Origin of the sequence: Microbacterium sp. NPDC087589 (assembly GCF_044743635.1) — a bacterium.
In the GTDB taxonomy this organism is placed as follows: Bacteria; Actinomycetota; Actinomycetes; order Actinomycetales; family Microbacteriaceae; genus Microbacterium.
In genome coordinates this window covers 177,307-194,977 of record NZ_JBIUWV010000004.1, presented here as the reverse complement: position 1 = coordinate 194,977, position 17,671 = coordinate 177,307, and the positions used below count along the sequence as shown (strand labels likewise).

At 69.4% G+C, this 17,671-nt stretch carries 15 protein-coding genes; 3 read left to right on the top strand and 12 right to left on the bottom strand.

Annotation, left to right across the window (positions count from 1 at the left end; all coding sequences use genetic code 11):
• Nucleotide 1: 1 nt before the first annotated feature.
• The 12 genes from eccCa to ACIOU8_RS11015 all read right to left on the bottom strand — a co-directional run bounded on the left by eccCa (nt 2) and on the right by ACIOU8_RS11015 (nt 13,386).
• Nucleotides 2–3,976 (bottom strand): type VII secretion protein EccCa, encoded by a 3,975-nt coding sequence (gene eccCa / locus ACIOU8_RS11070; protein ID WP_400789207.1) that lies wholly within the window; start codon nt 3,974–3,976, stop codon nt 2–4.
• Complete coding sequence (locus tag ACIOU8_RS11065) at nt 3,973–5,217, bottom strand: FHA domain-containing protein (RefSeq protein WP_400789205.1); 1,245 nt, start codon at nt 5,215–5,217, stop codon at nt 3,973–3,975. Before ACIOU8_RS11065 ends, eccCa begins: the two co-directional genes overlap by 4 nt.
• Nucleotides 5,214–6,575: a hypothetical protein gene (locus ACIOU8_RS11060; protein ID WP_400789202.1), complete on the bottom strand. Its 1,362-nt coding sequence runs from the start codon at nt 6,573–6,575 to the stop codon at nt 5,214–5,216. The genes ACIOU8_RS11065 and ACIOU8_RS11060 overlap by 4 nt, the downstream gene beginning before the upstream one ends.
• A gap of 61 nt (nt 6,576–6,636) precedes the next feature.
• The gene (locus ACIOU8_RS11055; RefSeq protein ID WP_400789200.1) at nt 6,637–8,088 is read right to left on the bottom strand and encodes a hypothetical protein; all 1,452 of its coding nucleotides are present in this window, start codon (nt 8,086–8,088) and stop codon (nt 6,637–6,639) included.
• Nucleotides 8,085–9,416, bottom strand: coding sequence for a S8 family peptidase (locus ACIOU8_RS11050; protein WP_400789197.1), 1,332 nt, complete (start codon nt 9,414–9,416; stop codon nt 8,085–8,087). The genes ACIOU8_RS11055 and ACIOU8_RS11050 overlap by 4 nt, the downstream gene beginning before the upstream one ends.
• Complete coding sequence (locus ACIOU8_RS11045; protein WP_400789194.1) at nt 9,416–9,853, bottom strand: hypothetical protein; 438 nt, start codon at nt 9,851–9,853, stop codon at nt 9,416–9,418. Before ACIOU8_RS11045 ends, ACIOU8_RS11050 begins: the two co-directional genes overlap by 1 nt.
• A 124-nt stretch (nt 9,854–9,977) precedes the next feature.
• Complete coding sequence (locus ACIOU8_RS11040; RefSeq protein ID WP_079113895.1) at nt 9,978–10,259, bottom strand: WXG100 family type VII secretion target; 282 nt, start codon at nt 10,257–10,259, stop codon at nt 9,978–9,980.
• Nucleotides 10,260–10,300: 41 nt separating this feature from the next.
• Nucleotides 10,301–10,615, bottom strand: a complete 315-nt coding sequence (locus ACIOU8_RS11035; protein WP_290160965.1) for a WXG100 family type VII secretion target — start codon at nt 10,613–10,615, stop codon at nt 10,301–10,303.
• 209 nt (nt 10,616–10,824) lie between these two features.
• Nucleotides 10,825–11,685: a hypothetical protein gene (locus ACIOU8_RS11030; RefSeq protein WP_400789192.1), complete on the bottom strand. Its 861-nt coding sequence runs from the start codon at nt 11,683–11,685 to the stop codon at nt 10,825–10,827.
• On the bottom strand, nt 11,673–11,957 hold the full coding sequence (locus ACIOU8_RS11025; protein WP_400789189.1) for a WXG100 family type VII secretion target: 285 nt from the start codon (nt 11,955–11,957) through the stop codon (nt 11,673–11,675). Before ACIOU8_RS11025 ends, ACIOU8_RS11030 begins: the two co-directional genes overlap by 13 nt.
• Nucleotides 11,954–12,280, bottom strand: a complete 327-nt coding sequence (locus ACIOU8_RS11020; RefSeq protein ID WP_400789187.1) for a hypothetical protein — start codon at nt 12,278–12,280, stop codon at nt 11,954–11,956. The genes ACIOU8_RS11025 and ACIOU8_RS11020 overlap by 4 nt, the downstream gene beginning before the upstream one ends.
• Nucleotides 12,277–13,386, bottom strand: a complete 1,110-nt coding sequence (locus tag ACIOU8_RS11015; protein ID WP_400789184.1) for a hypothetical protein — start codon at nt 13,384–13,386, stop codon at nt 12,277–12,279. Before ACIOU8_RS11015 ends, ACIOU8_RS11020 begins: the two co-directional genes overlap by 4 nt.
• Nucleotides 13,387–13,560: 174 nt before the next feature.
• Here ACIOU8_RS11015 and eccD point away from each other — a divergent pair, with 174 nt between their 5' ends.
• Genes eccD through ACIOU8_RS11000 form a run of 3 tightly spaced genes read left to right on the top strand, consistent with a single transcriptional unit; the run spans nt 13,561 to nt 17,588 of the window.
• Nucleotides 13,561–14,895: a type VII secretion integral membrane protein EccD gene (gene eccD / locus ACIOU8_RS11010; protein ID WP_400789182.1), complete on the top strand. Its 1,335-nt coding sequence runs from the start codon at nt 13,561–13,563 to the stop codon at nt 14,893–14,895.
• A 3-nt stretch (nt 14,896–14,898) separates the two neighbouring features.
• Nucleotides 14,899–16,251, top strand: coding sequence for a type VII secretion protein EccB (gene eccB, locus ACIOU8_RS11005; protein WP_400789180.1), 1,353 nt, complete (start codon nt 14,899–14,901; stop codon nt 16,249–16,251).
• Nucleotides 16,251–17,588 (top strand): S8 family serine peptidase, encoded by a 1,338-nt coding sequence (locus tag ACIOU8_RS11000; protein ID WP_400789177.1) that lies wholly within the window; start codon nt 16,251–16,253, stop codon nt 17,586–17,588. Before eccB ends, ACIOU8_RS11000 begins: the two co-directional genes overlap by 1 nt.
• Nucleotides 17,589–17,671 lie beyond the last annotated feature (83 nt).

Sequence of the window (17,671 nt, the reverse complement as noted above, 5' to 3'; positions counted from 1 at the left end):
ATCACTGGTAGCTCGGCGGCACCCACAGCAGCTGGGCGGCGACCAGTCCGCGGTCGCGGCTGACGATCTGCGCACGCCCGGGGATGGCCGGGGCCGCTTTGACCTTGCCGATCAGCTGCCCCTCCTCGGGGTTTCCCGAGAGCAGGATGCCGGTGGCGCCCAGGTCGGTCATCCTCTGGATGATCGGATCGTAGGCGGCACGACTCGCTCCACCGGTGCGGCGCGTGAGGATCACGTGAAGACCGAGGTCTGCGGCCTGCGCGAGCAGCGGGGCGAGTACCGCGACGGGGTTTCCCTGCGACGTCGACACGAGGTCGTAGTCGTCGATCAGCACGAAGCCCTCCGCACCCTTCCACCACGACCGAGATCGCAGCTGGTCGGGTGTGACGTCGGAGCCGGGGATGCGGCTCTGGAAGAACTGGGCGAGCTCGCTCATCCCGCCCTCGGTCATCTCGTGCGAGGTGAGGTAGGCGCCGAGATACTCCTGCGGGATCTCGCCGAGCAGCGCACGGCGGTAGTCGACCACGAAGATCTTCGCCTCGGTCGGACCGTACAGACGCGTGATCTCATGCACGACGCCTCGAAGCATCGACGACTTGCCGGAGTCTGCGTCGCCGTAGAGATAGAGCAGCGGCTCTTCGAGCGGGTCGATCGAGAACGGCGCGAGGTTCGCCTCATCGATTCCGAGCAGGATCTCACGCGGCTCCGAGCCGTCCGCCGACGCGGCGGCGGCCACTGCCCGGAGGTCGGCGTGGCTGATGCGCGAGGGAAGCAGACGCAGCTTGGGCCCGGCGGGGCCGTGCCATGCGGATGCCACACGGGTGACGAGATCGTCGATGCCTCCGGCCAGCGAGGAGGCGTCGTCGACGCCGTCGATGCGCGGCAGCGCCGTCAGCATCTGCAGGCCGTTCTCGTTGAGGCCTCGGCCCGGGATCGCCGTGACGTTCTCGGCAGCCTTGCGATTGACCTCGGAGTCCGTCGGGTCGCCGAGACGCAGCTCGATGCGGGTGCCGATGAGGTCTTTGATGTTGGCGCGGACCTCCATCCAGCGCGAGGCCGTGATGATGATGTGCACGCCGTAGGTGAGTCCGCGCGCGGCGATGGCCTGGATCTGCGGTTCGAGCATCTCGAACTCTGCACGCAGGGTTCCCCAGCCGTCGACCATGAGGAAGATATCGCCGTATCCGTCATCGGCGAGCCCCTGGGAGCGGCGCTGCCTGTAGGTGTCGATCGAGTCGATGCCGTTCTGGCGGAAGTACACCTCGCGCGCGTTGAGCAGACTCGTGACCTCGGCGACCGTGCGGCGCACGATGTCGGGCTCCGAGCGCGTGGCCACGCCGCTGATGTGCGTGAACCGCTGCAGGCCGGTGAAGCTGCCGCCGCCGAAGTCGATGACGAAGAACTGCACCTCCTGCGGCGTGTGCGTGAGGGCGAGGGCGGCCAGCGCGGTGCGGGCGAGGGTGCTCTTGCCGCTGAGCGGCGCGCCGACGATCGCCATGTGACCGGCCGCGCCTCCGAGCGAGATGGCGAGGTTCTCGCGCCGCTGCTCGAGCGGCACATCGACGATTCCGAGCGGCACGGTGAGCGCGCCGGCACTCCTCCACCGCGGGGAGATGAGCCCGAGTGCCGGGTCTTCGACGAGATCGCCGAACAGCTGATCGAGAGTGGCAGGCGTCTCGAGCGGCGGCAGCCACACCTGATGGGCCGCCTGCGCTCGTCCGCTCATCATCTCGACGGCGATCTCGAACGTGTTGCGCTTCTCTTCGGGTTCGGCGTCGACGACGACCTCTGGCTCCTCTACCGTCGTCTCGGCCCTCCACACCGGCGCGGCGGTGAAGAGCTCGACCGCTGTCGAGCCTGTGCTCTGCACAGAGCCCGATGCCGCACGGCGCCGACGGCGGGGCGGGGGGCCTGACACGTAGGCGGCGCGGAACTGCGTCATGGTCTCGGTGTCGGACTTCAGGATTCCGGCGCCCGGCTGCGTGGGCAGGTGGTAGGCGTCGGGGACTCCGAGAACGGTGCGCGATTCGGCGGCCGAGAAGGTGCGCAAGCCGATCCGATACGACAGGTGGGTGTCGAGTCCTCGAAGCTTTCCCTCTTCGAGGCGCTGCGACGAGAGCAGCAGGTGCACCTGCAGCGAACGGCCGAGCCGGCCGATGTTCACGAAGGTGTCGACGAACTCGGGCTTGGCGGACAGCAGCTCGGAGAACTCGTCGGCGACGATGAGGAGAGCGGGAAGCGGGGCGAGGTCGGTGCGACCGCCACGGCGTGCCTTCTCGTAGTCGGCGACGTTGGCGAACGGTCCGGTCGCCCGGAGCAGCTCCTGACGGCGCACCATCTCGCCCTGCAGCGCATCCTGCATGCGGTCGACGAGCGAGATCTCCTCGCCGAGGTTCGTGATGATCGCCGATACGTGCGGCATGTCGGCCATGCCGGCGAAGGTGGCTCCACCCTTGAAGTCGACGAGCACGAAGTTGAGCTGCTCTGGCGAATGCGTCATCGCGAGCGCGAGCACGAGCGTGCGGAGGACCTCTGACTTTCCCGAACCGGTCGCACCGATGATGAGACCGTGCGGGCCCATACCCTGCTGAGCGGACTCCTTGATGTCGAGGATCAGCGGGCTGCCGTCTTCCGTCTGCCCGATGGGCACCCGCAGTCGATCCCGCTCGAGTCGAGGCGACCAGGCCGCGTCGAGATCGAGATCACGGACGTCGGGGAGGCCGAGCAGCTCGACGAGCTCGGCCTGATCGGTCGTGCTCTTCTTCTTCGTGATCGTCGTGCCGCCCGAGTAGAGGGCGATGAGTCGGCGGGCTGTCGCCTCAGCCTCGACGATGCTGATCGCGTCGGCCTCGAACGGACGCGCGGGCACCTGCAGACTGACGAGCTCGGCTCTGCCGCCCTTGCCACCGGGCTCGAACGCGATGCGCAGCGCATTCGGGTCGTCGAGATCGCCCCACCGGGAGGGGAGGTCGATCACGGTCACCCCCTGCACACCGTCACCGCTCACGAGAACGTCGTTGAACGAGGTGGCGACACCATCGGTCAGGATCACGATGTGGGGCACCTTGGCGCTGGAGCCGTCGCGGGCGAAGCGCGACCGCTCACGGACCTCGGCGGGGAGCATGTCCTCGAGCTCGGACAGCTGCGAGCCGATCATGCGCGCGGCACCGAGGCCGTCGCTGACCATGCGCGAATGCGTGTGCGGCATCCACTTGGCCCATTCCCACTGCGGCAGGACGGCCGCGTCAGCGGCGATCACGATCTGCACCGTGTCGGGGTCGTGCATGGTCGCGACGTGCAGCAGCATGGCGCGCGCGAGACCGCGGGACTCGGTCTCGTCACCCGTGATCTCGACGCGGGCGTAGTCGCGCATCGTGATGCCGAGGGAGAGGTTCTTCTGGAGCTCATGCGTCAGCATGAAACGATGCGCGGCAGAGGCGGCGACCGGGTCGAGCTGCGCGAGCGGAGGCAGCTCCGGTGCCTCGAGCGAGACACACAGCGGCTGGTCGCTCGTGCCGATGCGCACCGAGAGGAAGTCAGGGTCATTCACGCCGCGCTCCCACACCCTGGTGCGCTCTTCGGCGATGTAGGGCAGCGCCGAAGGCGCAGGAAGGTGCCAGTTCGCGGCACGGCGCTGCTGCCGGGCCGCGACACGCACGGTCTGACGCAGCTCGGTCAGGTACGCGAGATACTCGCGGCGTGCACCGAGGGTCGCGGCCTGTCGCTGCGATCGCTGACGCCAGCCGTTCACCGCCACGAATCCGAGCGACGACAGCAGGAACATGCCTCCGGTGAGCAGACCCGTCACCGACTGGTTCGACATCGTGACCATGACGATCGCACCCACGCTGCCCAGCATCGGCAACAGCGATCCGAGGATTCCCATGCCGCCGTCGTTGGGCTGCAGCTCGGGCGGCGCCTGAACGGGGAGCTTTCCGGAAGGGACGCGGGGCGGCGCGAGACGGGGTCCTGTCATGCTCTCTCTCCGGCGCTGCTGTCGGTGCCCAGCAGGAGGCTGATGGTGAAGCTGCGGTTGCCGACCCTGACGCGATCGGCATCATCGAGCAGGACGCGCTCGCCGGCGACGAGCTCTGTCGTCTGCCCGTCGTCGGATCGGATGTCGGAGCCGTTGGTGGATCCGAAGTCGGTGACCCAGGTGCGGCCGCGCGAATGCTCGAGCCGCAGGTGCGTCTTCGACACGGAGGAGTCGGGGTCGGTCACGACGACGAGTCGATCATCGTGCACACTGGCCACCGGCGCGCGTCCGAGGTTCGCCGCGAGCGGCAGCCCGAGCTGCACGCGCTGCCCGGTGTCGAAGATCAGCAGCAGCGCCCCGGACTCGGATGCCGGGGCGGCGGCATCCGACTGCTGTGTCGCTGGCGGCGCAATGGTGAAGAGCGGTCTGTCGTCGCCCTGCGCCACGGCTGCGGGCGTCTCGGTGCGGTGCGAGGCCGCGCGGGCGTCGGTCGGCTCGGAGTCCTCGTCGACGACGGACGGATGTGCACCGAGCGGCACGACCTGCGGCGGTGCCAACGGAGCGGCGGCCTCGCCGACGGAGACGGTCTGCTGTGCTTCGGCTGCCTCACGGGGCGGGACCGAGATCACGACGGTGCCGGCGATGCGATCGGCCCAGGTCTGACGGCGACCGCCGCGATCCCACGCGCTCGACGCGACGACGACCCAGCTGCCGACCGCGACCAGGAAACCGGCGCCCGTGATGAGCGCGCGGACGAACTGGCGACCGACACCCGGCGAGAAGGGCCGGTCGCCGCGAGAGGCTCGCAGGCGCAGCACGGCGTTGCCGATGGTGAGGCCGGTGCGCGCTTCGAGTACGCACAGGAAGATCGCGAGCTCGGCGACTGTGAGCCCTGCGAGCAGCATGCTGCGAGTGGTGATGAGGACGATCGCGGCGGCGAGGATCACGGCAGCGGCATCGAGCGTGAAGGCGGCGATCCTCGCTGCGGTACCTGCGGGCGCGCCGACGAAAGCGGGGCCGAGCCCGTCGGAGGGGCGTCTTGCCCTGGAACGCGTCTGAGCGATCGGGGTCGGTGCCGGCGGCGTGGGTCCGGTTCGGAGCGGGGCGCCGTCCACGCCGGGCGGAGCCGCGATCAACGCCGGCGGCAGCGCAGGGATCTCCCCGGGCTGGCTGGGTCCCGGATGCACGGGTGGGATGGTGCCACCGCCCGGCCGGGGCTGTGGTTCGCCGTTCCCGCTCATCCCGCCATCATTCCACGAACGAGAGACAGCGCATTCGCGTAAAGGAGCGCCGCAGGAAGGGCGAGCGCGACGGCGAGCCATTCGAAGACGTCGCCGAAGCGCGACCAGATGAGCGAGCTCGCCCCGCGCGAGACGGGGATGATGACGGCGACCGCGGTGAGACCGACAGCGAACAGCGCTAGCGCACCGAACGCCTGGAATCCCGTGCCGAGCGCAGCGGATGCCTGCAGACCGGCGACCAAGAGCACGACGGCGGCGGCCGCCCGGGGAAGCCAGCGGAGGATGCGCGACGTCGTGTGTCGGGGCGTCAACAGCAGCGCGAGGCCTACGCAGACGAGAAGTGCGATGCCGCCGGAGATCACGAAGGGGTCGTCCGGCCACGGACGGAGGAACGCGATGGGGGTCATCAGCGCGGCGACGATGCTGAGCACCGCCGTTCCGGCGATGAGTCGCGCCGAGGAATCGTCGACGACGGCGACGATGCGCTCGGGACGCAGCAGCCCGACGGATTCGGGAATAGCCCCTCGGACCGTCCAGCGACTGGTCATGAAGTGCTTGTAGTCGATGAAGTACCCCTCGGGGAGGTTCACCAGACTGCTCGGCAGCGCGCGGAGTCCGAGCGGGACGAGTCCGAGCGAGATGGCCGCGGCCTCGGCCGGGCCCCAGCGCAGCAGCAGCGCAAGGCCCCAGACCGCCGCGAGGCCGACGAGGAGCACGGTCGCGGTTCCTGCGGCCGCCCGCATCGGACGCGCTCGGGCCGAGACGGCCACGATCGCGGTCGTGATGCCTGCTGCCAGGAAGCCGGAGGCGGTAGACAGGTGGGCGCTCGACTCGAGCGATCCCGGAATCAGCAGCGCACCCGCCGCGAAGGACATCACCACGGGTGCGAGCACACCGAGGATGCCGCGGATGCCGGCCGTCGAATCGCGGCGCGCCCAGGCGATCGCTCCGCCGAGGGTTCCGACGACGAGGACCAGCGCGACGAGCAGACGCAGCAGCGGGTCTCCAGCCCCCTGGGCGAACACGGCGACGAGGAGCATTCCGCTGACGGCGAGCATCCACCACCGCGCGCCGTGATCGGCTCTGGTGGGGGCATCCACCACCGCGCGCGGCGCGCGGGGGGCGAGAGCGGCGCGATCGATCAGCGCATACAGACCGCCGTCGATGAGGTCTTCGCACTCTGTGTCGCCGGGGACCTCGAAGCCTCCCGGGCCGACGGTCACGAATCGGTCCGTCGTCGACAGGCCGCTCAGCACCAGTGCATCGTCGAGGGTCTCATCGAACGGAAGCGAGAGGTCGATACGCCGATCCTCGCTCTGGAGCACGATGCGGCGCCGCTCTACGATATGGACTGACACACCTGCACCCTATCGACCGCATGCGGCCTCGGCCGTACGCCCCCTCTTCCGCCCACGCGGATCAGCCTGCGTGGTCGTCGCGAGAGCCCGCCTGCGCGCCCTTGGCGCGGGGCCCTCGTTCATCCTCGTCCTCGAGCTTGGGAGCGATCGGTCCCCCGAGACCGGAGCGCTTGGCCTTCTCCTCGTCGTCGCCGCCGGCACCGCCCATCAAGCCCATGCCGGGACGCATGCCCGATCCCGCTGCACCCGATGAGCCGCCGGCACCGCCGGAGCCCCCAGAGCCCCCGGCACCGCCGACACCGCCGACGCCGCCGATGCCCCCGGGGCGAGCAGAACCTGCCGCGCCGCCTGAACCGCCGGCGCCGCCGAGTGCGGAGTTGCCGAGCAGGCCACCACCGGCCTTGAGCCCTGCACCGGATGCTCCGCCGAGACCCGAGCCGCCCAGTGCGCCCATGCTGCCGACTCCGGCGATCTTCGAACCTGCGGCGATCGCCGCTGCGCCGGCGCCACCGCCGACGATCCCGCCGATGCCGCCGCCGCCCGCACCACCGGGGAGCAGCCCACCGGGGGTCCCCCCTCCGGGGAACGTTCCGCCGGGGTTCAGCGACGAGCCGCCACCGCTTCCTCCACCGGAGCCGCCTGGCAGCACTCCGCCGCCCGGGAAATCGACCGTGGGATCATCGCTGCCGTCACCCACGCCCGGGCCGTCCGGGTCGTACTCCGAGTTGCCCGGGTCATCCGGGTCGGTCGGGAAGGTCGGGTCTTCCGGATAGGTCGGGAAGGTCGGGTCGTCGGGGTAGGTCGGGTAGGTCGGGTTCGTCGGCACCGGCGGCAGGTACTCGCCGACTCCGCCTCCTCCGCCGCTGCTGCTGCCACCGGGCTGGTTTCCCGCACCACCGGGGCCGTTGCCACCGCCGGGGTAGGTGATCGACGGGCTGTCGATGGAGGGGCCGTCACCCCCGCTGTCGCCGCCCCCGGGACCGTCTTCGTACTCGACGTAACGCACCGCATCGAGTGTCTGCGCCGATGCCCGGACCGACTCCGTGGGCGGCACGAGTGACTTCTCGATGCTCTTCACCGTGCGCTCGGCCTCTGCCTCGCGCTGGTTGCCCAGGAAGTCGCCGATCACGTCGATCGCCTTGTCCGCCGCGATCGGGCCGAGGAAGGGGTGCACCACGAACGAGGCGCCCTTGGCCGCGTTCGCCCAGAACGGATCGACCGTCGCCGACGGCAGCTCGGCATCACTCGCCGCGAGCCTGGCGTTGTTGGCCTGAGTGACGGCGGAGTCGATCGAGGTCACAGCGTCGCCGATGGTGCGGATCTGGGTCTGGATGTCGGCTAGGGCGGCGTTCGCGGCATCCCGCGTCTTGCTGTCCCATGCCTCTGACGCGGTCACCGTGGTGATCGCGTCGTGCAGGGAATCGAGGGCGGATCTGAGAGCCGCGGCCTTGGGGATCCGCCAGTCTTCGATGGCCCGGATGCGATTCAACTCGGCTTCATACCTACCGGTCATGATTGCCCCCCTGTGTGGTCGGTGCGTCGTTTCGAAGATCTGGTGAGTGCGACGGCGAGCACGATGCCCCCCGCGAGCACGAGGAGCAGGATGACGCCGCCGCCGATCGCCCAGGGCATCATGCTCATGCCGTCGGCGGGAGGCTGCTCGGATGCGGCGGTCGTCTCCGTCGGCTCAGGCGCGGATCCGAGGCCGAACTCCGCTTCCGCCTTCGCCACGTCATCGGCATTCGGGAAGGCGTTGGGATCGTCCGCATCGAAGAATGGATTCTCGTCGGGATACTTCGTGGGGTCCACCGCGAGCATCCCGGTCAGTGACGCGGCACCGTAGCCGGTGCTGTTGTTCCACTCGGGCTCGTGCTCGCCCTTGGTCCCCGAATTGTGGATCAGGCTCTGAAGCAGCTGATTTCCCGTGGCGTCGGGGTACTTCTGCTTGACCACCGCAAGGAACCCGGAGACGATCGGTGTCGCGAACGACGTTCCTCTGACCAGTCGCTGTTCGTCCCAGGAGGTCTCGGTGCCCTGCACGAGCACTCCGATTCCGGGAGCGGCGGTCCCCACGTCGTCGCTCAGGTTGGGGTCTCCGCTCGGGAAGGTCGCGATCGCTCCGTCCGAGCCGAACGCCTGCACGCCGACCACACCGTTCAGACCGGCGGGCTGGCCACCGACACCGCCTTCATTCGGCAGGGCCGCGATGATCGGGACTCCGGCTGCGATGGCCTTCGCGACCCCGCCGAGGATGGAGGCATAGCCCTCGCTCGACACCGAGATGATGTCCGCACCCTCATCTATGGCATCCGAGATGGCGAAGGACATCGCCTCGGCGGATGCCCCGGTGTAGTCGGTGGTCGTCTGTTCGCCGTCCTCGAGCGCACACGACACCTCGCCCGTCTGCGGGTCCTCGAGGCCGGCCGAGTAGTACTTCACCGTCGCGCCGGGCGCTGCCCCCTCGATCGGCACACCCCCGGCAGGAGCCTCCCCCGTGCCGAGGATCATCGACACGACGTTCGTGCCGTGTGCGGCGGCCACGTAGTCCGAGGAGGCCGCCGGGATGGGAGCACCGGCGGGATCATGACAGTAGGTGTTCTCTCGCACCTGCAGATCAGCACCGCGGAGCCCGATGGCGCCGGGATTGATCTGCGAGTCGATCACCGCGACCGTGACGCCGGAGCCGTCGAAACCGGAATCGTGTGCCTCTTGGACCTTTCCGCGGTCGAACCACCACAGGCCCGAGGCGAGGTCGTCCGCCGAGGCGCTCGACGGCACGGCGATCGCCGCGCCCAGCGCTATCGCGCTGAGCACCGCGACGAGGCGGTGCCGACGCCTCATCAGTAGTCGGCCTCGACGGTCGTGTCGCCGGAACCTGATCCGGCGTCGACACCGGATCCGGTTCCGCCACCGCCGCCGGTGCCACCGGTGCGAGACGCGCCCGCCGCGACCGGAGTCTCGTTCGCCTGGGCGACCGCGGAATCCAGCAGCTGGATGATCATCTTGCTCTCATCGGCGAGCGCCGCATCCTGCTCCGCCATCTGCATGACCGCCGCGCGGATCGTCTCCTGCGCCTGCGTCAACGCTTCGACGGTCTTCGAGGTGGCCACGCCCATTCGCTGCGCCGCGCGGCGCAGCTCTTCGCGGAACGCGCTCGTCGTCTCCGACACGCCGCCCTCGACGACGGTGACCTCCTCGGCCGCCGGGAAGTGCTCGAGTTCGCGTGAGATGCGCTTGAGCTCAGCGAAGATCTGCTCGAAGTCGATTGCGATTACCATCGACACCCTCCTCTTTCACAACGACGAATCCCACGACATCTGCTGAACCGTCCGGCGACTCGGACGAACAGCACAGCAGACGGCGCGGACCCGGGCATCTCCGCCCCGGGCCCGCGCCACGGGATCAGGCTCCGAAGCGCCCGGCGGCCGACTTGTCGGTCTGGACGTACTGGCCCGAGATCTCCTCGGTCTTGCCCGCGATCTGGGTGAGAAGCTGCTGCATCTCGCTCAGCGAGCGGTTCCACTTGGCCTGAGCCTGGTCGTAGGCCTGCTGCGCGGAGCCATCCCACGCCGCACGCAGCTTTCCGACCTCGGACTCGAGACGGTCGAGCTCTGAACGGATACCCTGCGACCCGCTGCGGATCTGCGCTGCCAGAGCATTGACCTGCTCCGGGCGAACTGACATCGACTGCATCATGTTCTCCTTGAAATCTCTGTGGTCTTCGCTCAGGAACCCATCATCGAGCCGAGGCCCGAGATGGTCTGCTGGTGAGCTTCTTCGGTTGCAGCCTGGTCGCGCTCGGTGCCGGCGAGGGCATCCTCGAGCGTCACGAGGACCTCGTTGAGCTGACGCGCCTGCTCGTCCCAGCGGGACATCAGCGTCGTGAACGATACGGCAGCCGCACCCGTCCAGAAGCCACGCAGCTGCTCGATCTCGCTGCGGACCTTCTTGGTCTGCTGGTCGATCCCGGACTTGGTCTCCCGCACCGCCTGGGCTCCGCGGCGCAGAGCCCCTTCTTCTGCGGAGATGACATCAGCCATAACTCACTCCCTCCGGTCCTCACGGACACACGTGCGGGGGAGCGCATCCCTGTGTTGGGACGACTTCGAAACAACCCCCCACGATTCGTTTCAGGAGCCAGGCTAGATCAGATCGACGGGATGCGCCAGAACACGAGCGGCATCCGTACCGCGTTCGTGCGTTCGATGGACAAATCGCGGAGCGGCCCCGCCGCGAGCACGAGGTATCGCTACGGGCACACGATCAGCGCACTCAACGTCCCGGTACCCGTCTCCGCGTCCTCGGGCGAGAGAGTTCCCGCCGTCTGTCCCTCCCAGAACCGCACGTCGCCGTCGATTCCCCTCAGCCAGTACGAGCCATCGCTCTCCGCGACGACCTCCGCCCCGTCTGCGCGGAACTCGGTCGTTCCCGTGTCATCGGACACGGTCGCCTGCACCCGCCCCGACGAATCGAAGGAGAGTGTGCCGGGATGGGGCTCGACACCTGCAGCCGTGACACGCGCGTCACACGACACCGTGCTCGGCGTGAATGCAGCGATATGCACGGTGTCTCCGGCCGTGAACCTCACACTCACGCCGACGGGCGACGTCGACTCCGACGCCTCGGGCTCCGGGGCCGGCACGGTGATCGGATCGTCGCAGACGATCGAGCCCGACAGCTCCGCCGAGTACTGCTCGGCGTCATCGGCTCCGACATTCACGTCATCACCCGGCGACCACCCCTCGACGAGGGAGACTTCGCCCTCGGACGCGCCGATGGTGAGCACGGTGCCGGATGCCGAGAGATCGAGCGCGGTTCCTTCGAACAGCACCAGGCCGTCGTCGTTTCCGGCGCCGACCGACCCGCGGCGGTCGCCGACGAGGCCGATCGAGAATCGTCCCTGCGGATCGTTCGAGATCGCGAGCCCGTGCACACTCTCCGGGTCGCAGGTGATCTGGTCGGGATCGAGAGTCAGCGTCCGTTCAGCGCCGTCCACCTCGTACGTCACGGTGAGTCCCGTCGACGCGCCGGGCACACAGCCCGCGAGCGCGAACACCATCGCCGCCGTGGCGAGGACGGCTGTCGTGGCCCGCCGCCTCACCGGTGCCACGCACCGGATCGGCGGCGATCGAACTCGTCGACCCGGTCTACCGTCTGACCCGCGACGCGACTCGCCTCGCGTCCGATGAGACGCAACCGCTCGATGGACGCGTTCCAGTCACGCACGGCGACGGACATGGCTTCGCGGGCCTCGCCGTCCCATCGGGATTCGAGCACGGCCGTCTCATCGCGTAGCGCATCGAGAACGCGGGCGATCTCTTCGATGCCCCCGTCGATGCCCGACAGCGCACCCCTGGCGGTCGATACTCTCAGCCCGATCATCGCTGGGTCTCCCCGTTCGTCTCCAACAGCTCCCGCAGTGTATCCGGCATGGCTGCGGGCGGGGTGGGAAGGACTCCCTCCGCGAGCAGCGTCGACAGCGGCGCACGTCCCTGAAGGATGCGGTCCAGCACCTCACGCAGATCCGGGTCGTGGGTGCTGTCGCGCGCCTCCCGCATCTGCTTCGTCAACTGCACGAGCACCGGCGCGCTCGCAGCGACGGTCGAGAGCGCGAACGGCGCACGCTCGGAGCTCACCCGACCGGCGAACGCCAGGTCGGGATCGAGCTGCTCGGAACTCCGGTTCGCTCCCGCATCCGGCCTCATGACGTCTGCTCCATCGTCGGTACGGGCATGGTCGCGGCGAAGTTCGACAGGTCGCCGGACAGATTGCCCAGCGCTTCGAGAATCGAGTACAGGCTCGAGAGGTCCTGCAGGATGTCGTTCACATCAGCGAGCTTCTTGAACGCCCACAGCAACGAGACGCCGGCCGTGCCGTAGCCGATGAGTCCGCCACCGCCGGTCCAGACAGTCCCCGTGCCGAACGCCGCGCCCGCAGCTGCGACGAGCACGGCGTCGTAGAGCCCGTATATCGCACCGGCGATCTGCTCCGCGGACTGGATGACGCCGGTGCAGTAGTCGGAGAAGACGGTTCCGGCGTCGGCGAGCGCGCTCTGCGCATCCGAGAGGGCGTTCAACAGGTCTTCGAGGTAGGCCTGCGCGCTGTTGGACGCGTACCCCTGCCATTGGACACCCGCGTAGGCTGCGGCGCTGGCCAGGTGACCGTGCATGTCGTCCACGAGCGATGCCAGGCCATTGACCGTGTCGGCGAACTGCTGGATGTCTCCCCAGCGACCGCCGTAGGTCTCGAGGACGCGTTGCGGCAGCGTCTGGGCGCCCAACCACCCGAGCACGGTGTCGATCCACTCGCTCGGACTCAGCAGGTCGCCCGGGACGAGGTTCGTGCTCAGCTGGTTGAGCTCGTCGTGGCTGCCGAGATCGCAGAAGAACGCAGCTCCCCCGGTCGGCGGCCCCCACACCGGAAGCGAGTCGTCGGTGCAGTCATAGCTGGGAGCGAGCTCCGGGTCGCCCGACGGCGTCTGCGCGTTGTCGTTGTACACGTCGGGATCGGTCGCGTCGATGAGCGCGGCCTGCTCCATGTCGATGCCTTCACCCTCGTCGGCGACCGCGATGAGTTCGGTGGCCGTGCCGTCGAGCACCTGCTCGAGGTGATCGAACCAGTCGATCAACGACGACCTGATCTCGATCGCGGCACCGGCGACTCGCGTGTAGGCGTCGTAGCTGCCGTCGTCGGTGATCGTGCGGCCCTCCAACCATGCGCGCGCGCTCGCCGCCTGGTCGGCGTACTGCGTGAATGCTCCCGCCTGCTCCCGCAACCCGGCGGGATTGAGCCAGAAATCGGTGTCGCTCATCCCGCCCTCTCGTCAGCCTCTGACAACAGTCTTGCAAAGATCGTCCGATCGATGGAGAAAACGTCCCGCTCCGCGACTGCGCGTTGCCGCACGCCTCAACTAGGGTGAAAGGCGGAATGCGCAGTCACGGGTCTCCTCCCGTTCGGCTGCACACCATGGAGGGGGCATCGTTCCATGACTCAGAGCAGCGCAACGGCAGGCACCGTGCTGCGGCTTTCCGTCGTCAGCGACGACCGCCGCCTCGATGTCGGCGTGCCGTCGCAGATCCCGCTGGTCGAGATCATCCCCGGCTTCGCCCGGAGTCTCGGTGTGCTCGACCCGACGCTCACCCATGGCGGCTACTCGCTGCAGCGAGCCGACGGCACACCCCTCGACCCCGCGCGTGGCGCAGCGGCGCAGGGCGTGCACGACGGTGAGCTGCTGACGCTCGTCCGCGGCGGCCTGATGCAGGAGCCGCGTGTCTACGACGACGTCGTCGAAGCGGTGATCGACGCCACGGCCGAGCAGCACGGCTCCTGGACGCCGGCCGACAGCTCGCGCACCGCCCTCTTCGTCAGTCTCACCTTCCTCGCCCTCTGCGCGCTGCTGCTGGTCGCGACACCCCCCACCTCCCTCGTGCCGGCGATCATCGCGGCATCGGGGGCCATTGTGCTCAGCGTCGCGGCTGCCGTGCTCATGCGCCTCCATCAGCCGGAGGCCGGGCACGCACTCGGACTCACCGCCGCGGCCTACGGCGGACTCGCAGGCTACCTCGCCGTTCCGGTGCAGAGCATCTGGGGGTGGCCGCTCGCCGCTATGGGTCTGGGCCTCGTCATCGTCGGCGGCCTCGGCCTCGCCGTGACGCAGGAGAAGCCCGAGATCCACCTCGTGCCCATCGCGCTCGGCGCTTCGGTCGGCATCACCGCGACCACCGCCGCGATCTTCGGCGACGCACTCGCTCCGTATGCGATCATGCTCGCGACCACCGCGCTGCTCGCGAACGGCATCCCCTGGCTCGCGCTCAGCTCCACACGCATCCGGGTCATCTCGCCGCAGAGCGACGCCGACATGTTCGCGGCGCCGGAGCCCATCGACGCCGACGAGGTCAAGCGTCGCGCCGCGGCAGGCACGCGCACCCTGATCGCACTCCGCGCCGCGCTCGGCCTCGCTGCCCTGATCGCGACGCCGCTGGTCGCCGCGAGCGGCGTCTGGGGCGCCCTGCTGTGCGTGCTCGCATTCGTCGGGATGATGTTCCAGTCGCGGCAGATCCACGCCCGCCTCGGCGTGCTCGTGCTCATGGCGATCGGCGCGATCGGCCTCGCCGTCACCGGTGTCACCGTAGCGCTCGCCCTGCCCGACGTCCGCACCTGGATGCTCCTCATTCTCGTCGTCGCCACCGTGGTGCTGGTCGGTCTCACGCTGCTGACGCCGAAGGCACGTCTGCGACTCACGCGGCTCGGCGACACGGTCGAGGTCATCGCCCTCGCGCTGCTGCTGCCGCTCGGCGTCACCACGGCCGGGCTCGTCTGATCCATGGCGACCAAGAAGGATCTGATCGAGGCCCAGGGCTTCAGCAGGCGACGACTCCTCTCGGCGTTCACCGGTGGAGCCCCCGGCGGCAAGGAGCTCGACCCCGCGAAGCCGCTGCGCGCGGTCGTCGCGGGAGTCGCGCTCACGATCGGCGTCATCCTCGTCGGGGTGTTCTGGGGAATCATGCAACCGGGACTGCCCGGAGACTGGCAGAACAACCGCCTGATCGTCGCCACGGACACCGGAGCCCGCTACGTCTCGGTCGACGGAACGCTGTACCCGGTCATCAACACGGCCAGCGCGCGGCTTCTGATCCCCGCGGGTGAGTTCAAGGTCGTGCGCACGGATCAGGCCGCGCTCGACGGCATCCCGGTCGGCCCCTCGATCGGCATCCTCGGCGCACCGGACGACCTGCCGGCCCCGGGCGCCCTGATCAACTCCTCGTGGACGGCCTGCATCGACGACGCCGCGGGCGCATCGGTGTCGCTGTCGAGCACGCCGATCGCCGAGATCTCGACCGGGACCGGCGCCGTCGTCCAGCGCGGCGGCGAGCTGTTCGTGATCGCCGACGGTCTGCGCTACGCCGTTCCGGCGGACGACGCCAACGCCGTGCTCCGCGCCGTCGGACTCGGCACCAGCGACATCATCGAGGTCGACGGGCGCTGGCTCAATCTCTTCGAGTCGGGCGACGATCTCGAGCCGATCCGTCTCAACGCGATGGGAGCGTCGGTTCCCGGCACCGATCTGACGGCGGGGACGATCGTGCACACGCAGGGCAGCCCGGCGGACGAGCGCTATGTGGCGCTCGCGACCGGCGAGATCGCTCGCCTCAGCCCGCTGGCCTACCAGCTCTACCTGCTCGGCAGCGGGCAGGAGGCCGGCGCCGAGCAGGAGGTGTCCCCCGTGGAGATCGCAGACGTGGAGACGCTTCCGTATGTCGGCGGTGAGGACTGGCCGACCCTGCCGCTGACCACGCTCGCGGCCGGTGAGACGCCGTGCGCGATGGTCACAGACGATGCTGGCACCGTGCTCGGGGCGACGACGACCGAGTTGCCGGAAGCGCGCTCCGGCGTCGACGTCTCGGTCGGCGGCGGTGCCCTCGTCGAGGTGAGCGGAGCATCAGACGATGCGGCCGGCCTGGCCGTGCTCATCGACGAATCCGGCACCGCGTTCGCGATCCCCGGCGCCGCCACCGAGCAGAGCGCAGAGGATGCGGCCAGCGGCCCCATCGCTCAGCTCGGCTACTCCTCCGATGACGTCGGGCGTGTGTCGGACGCGTGGATCGAGTTCTTCGCGGCCGGCCCTGCGCTGACCTCCGAAGCCGCCAGAGAGTCTCCCGGCTCAGGGACGAAGTGATGCGTCGACGCACCGCCCTTCCGTCCCTTCTGGTCGGAGCGATCGCGCTCGGCGCCGTCTTCACGGGCGCGCCCGCCTCAGCCGCGGCGCACGGCCCGGCAGTGCCTGCCGCCACCGCCGGTGACGCCTGCGCTCCGGGCACTGTGGTCTTCACGCCCGAAGCCCCCTCAGCCCTCACTCTGCTCGGTGCCGAAGAGGCCAACCGCGTCGCCACGGGCAGAGGTGTCGTCGTCGCCGTCGTCGACTCGGGCATCGATGCGGGAAATCCGCATCTCGCCGGAGTCGTGATCGGCGGTGTGGATCTCGTCGGCGACGGCGAGCGCGCCGACGGCCTGAGCGACACCACCGGCCACGGCACAGCGATCGCCGGCCAGATCGCCGCGCAGCCGGTCGCCGGATCCGGGGTCGTCGGGCTCGCGCCCGACGCACGACTGCTCTCAGTGCGGGTCTTCCGCAGCGATCAGCAGCAGGACAAGGACAAGGGCTTCGGGCCGACGTCGCAGCGCATCGCGGACGGCATCCACTGGGCGGCCGACAACGGCGCAGACATCATCAACGTCTCGATCTCACAGACGAACGACTCCCCCGATCTCCGCGCAGCGGTGGAACATGCGGCAGCAGTCGGCGCCCTGGTCGTGGCCAGTGGGGGCAACAGGGCGTCTGACCCTGACGCGAAAGACGGCGCTCGCTACCCCGCGGCGTACGAGCAGGTGCTCGGGGTCAGTGCCGCCGATTCCAGCGGTCGCGCGACCGACGCTTCGATCCATGGCCCCCAGGTCGGCGTCACGGCACCAGGAGCCAACGTGCTGACCGCGGCGCTCGGCGGTGGAGACTGCGTCTTCGCGGCCGACGCCCCCGCATCGAGCTTCGCGACCGGATATGCGAGCGCCGCCGCGGCGCTGGTGGCTGAGGCGCACCCCGAGGACCCGCCGGCCGGATGGGCGTACCGACTCACCGCCACCGCCCTGCGCGACGACGCCGACATGCGCGACGACATCAACGGGTGGGGGTTCATCCAGCCGTTCGCCGCCATCGAACTACTCCCGGACCAGACGACCCGAGGGCCGGTGAGCCCCTACTTCGACACCACCGAGAGCGCGGCCCGCCCTCCCGCCGCCGCCGTCGACCCCGACCACGGCGCATCACCCTTCCTGCTCACGCGGGAGGCCGCGCTCTTCACGACCATCGGCGGAGCGACCCTCCTCGGCGTGCTCGGCATCCTCATCGTGCTGCGTCGCCGCAGAGAGCATCCGGCCGCGGATCCAGTCGAGGTCGAGCGCGAGGGCGGACTGCTCGACGTGCCCGGACCCGGCACCGGCAATGACCGGTTCGGCTGACGCGCTCGATGCCGCTGGGCCGCGCGCACTCGGATCATGTACCGTGGGATCGTCGAAGATGCTCACCCGGGGGGGAAATTCGT

Coding starts and splice junctions, on each gene's coding strand:
- eccCa (WP_400789207.1), bottom strand. CDS start 3,976: ATGACAGGACCCCGTCTCGCGCCGCCCCGCGTCCCTTCCGGAAAGCTC.
- ACIOU8_RS11065 (WP_400789205.1), bottom strand. CDS start 5,217: ATGAGCGGGAACGGCGAACCACAGCCCCGGCCGGGCGGTGGCACCATC.
- ACIOU8_RS11055 (WP_400789200.1), bottom strand. CDS start 8,088: ATGACCGGTAGGTATGAAGCCGAGTTGAATCGCATCCGGGCCATCGAA.
- ACIOU8_RS11050 (WP_400789197.1), bottom strand. CDS start 9,416: ATGAGGCGTCGGCACCGCCTCGTCGCGGTGCTCAGCGCGATAGCGCTG.
- ACIOU8_RS11045 (WP_400789194.1), bottom strand. CDS start 9,853: ATGGTAATCGCAATCGACTTCGAGCAGATCTTCGCTGAGCTCAAGCGC.
- ACIOU8_RS11040 (WP_079113895.1), bottom strand. CDS start 10,259: ATGTCAGTTCGCCCGGAGCAGGTCAATGCTCTGGCAGCGCAGATCCGC.
- ACIOU8_RS11035 (WP_290160965.1), bottom strand. CDS start 10,615: ATGGCTGATGTCATCTCCGCAGAAGAAGGGGCTCTGCGCCGCGGAGCC.
- ACIOU8_RS11025 (WP_400789189.1), bottom strand. CDS start 11,957: ATGATCGGGCTGAGAGTATCGACCGCCAGGGGTGCGCTGTCGGGCATC.
- ACIOU8_RS11020 (WP_400789187.1), bottom strand. CDS start 12,280: ATGAGGCCGGATGCGGGAGCGAACCGGAGTTCCGAGCAGCTCGATCCC.
- ACIOU8_RS11015 (WP_400789184.1), bottom strand. CDS start 13,386: ATGAGCGACACCGATTTCTGGCTCAATCCCGCCGGGTTGCGGGAGCAG.
- eccD (WP_400789182.1), top strand. CDS start 13,561: ATGACTCAGAGCAGCGCAACGGCAGGCACCGTGCTGCGGCTTTCCGTC.
- eccB (WP_400789180.1), top strand. CDS start 14,899: ATGGCGACCAAGAAGGATCTGATCGAGGCCCAGGGCTTCAGCAGGCGA.
- ACIOU8_RS11000 (WP_400789177.1), top strand. CDS start 16,251: ATGCGTCGACGCACCGCCCTTCCGTCCCTTCTGGTCGGAGCGATCGCG.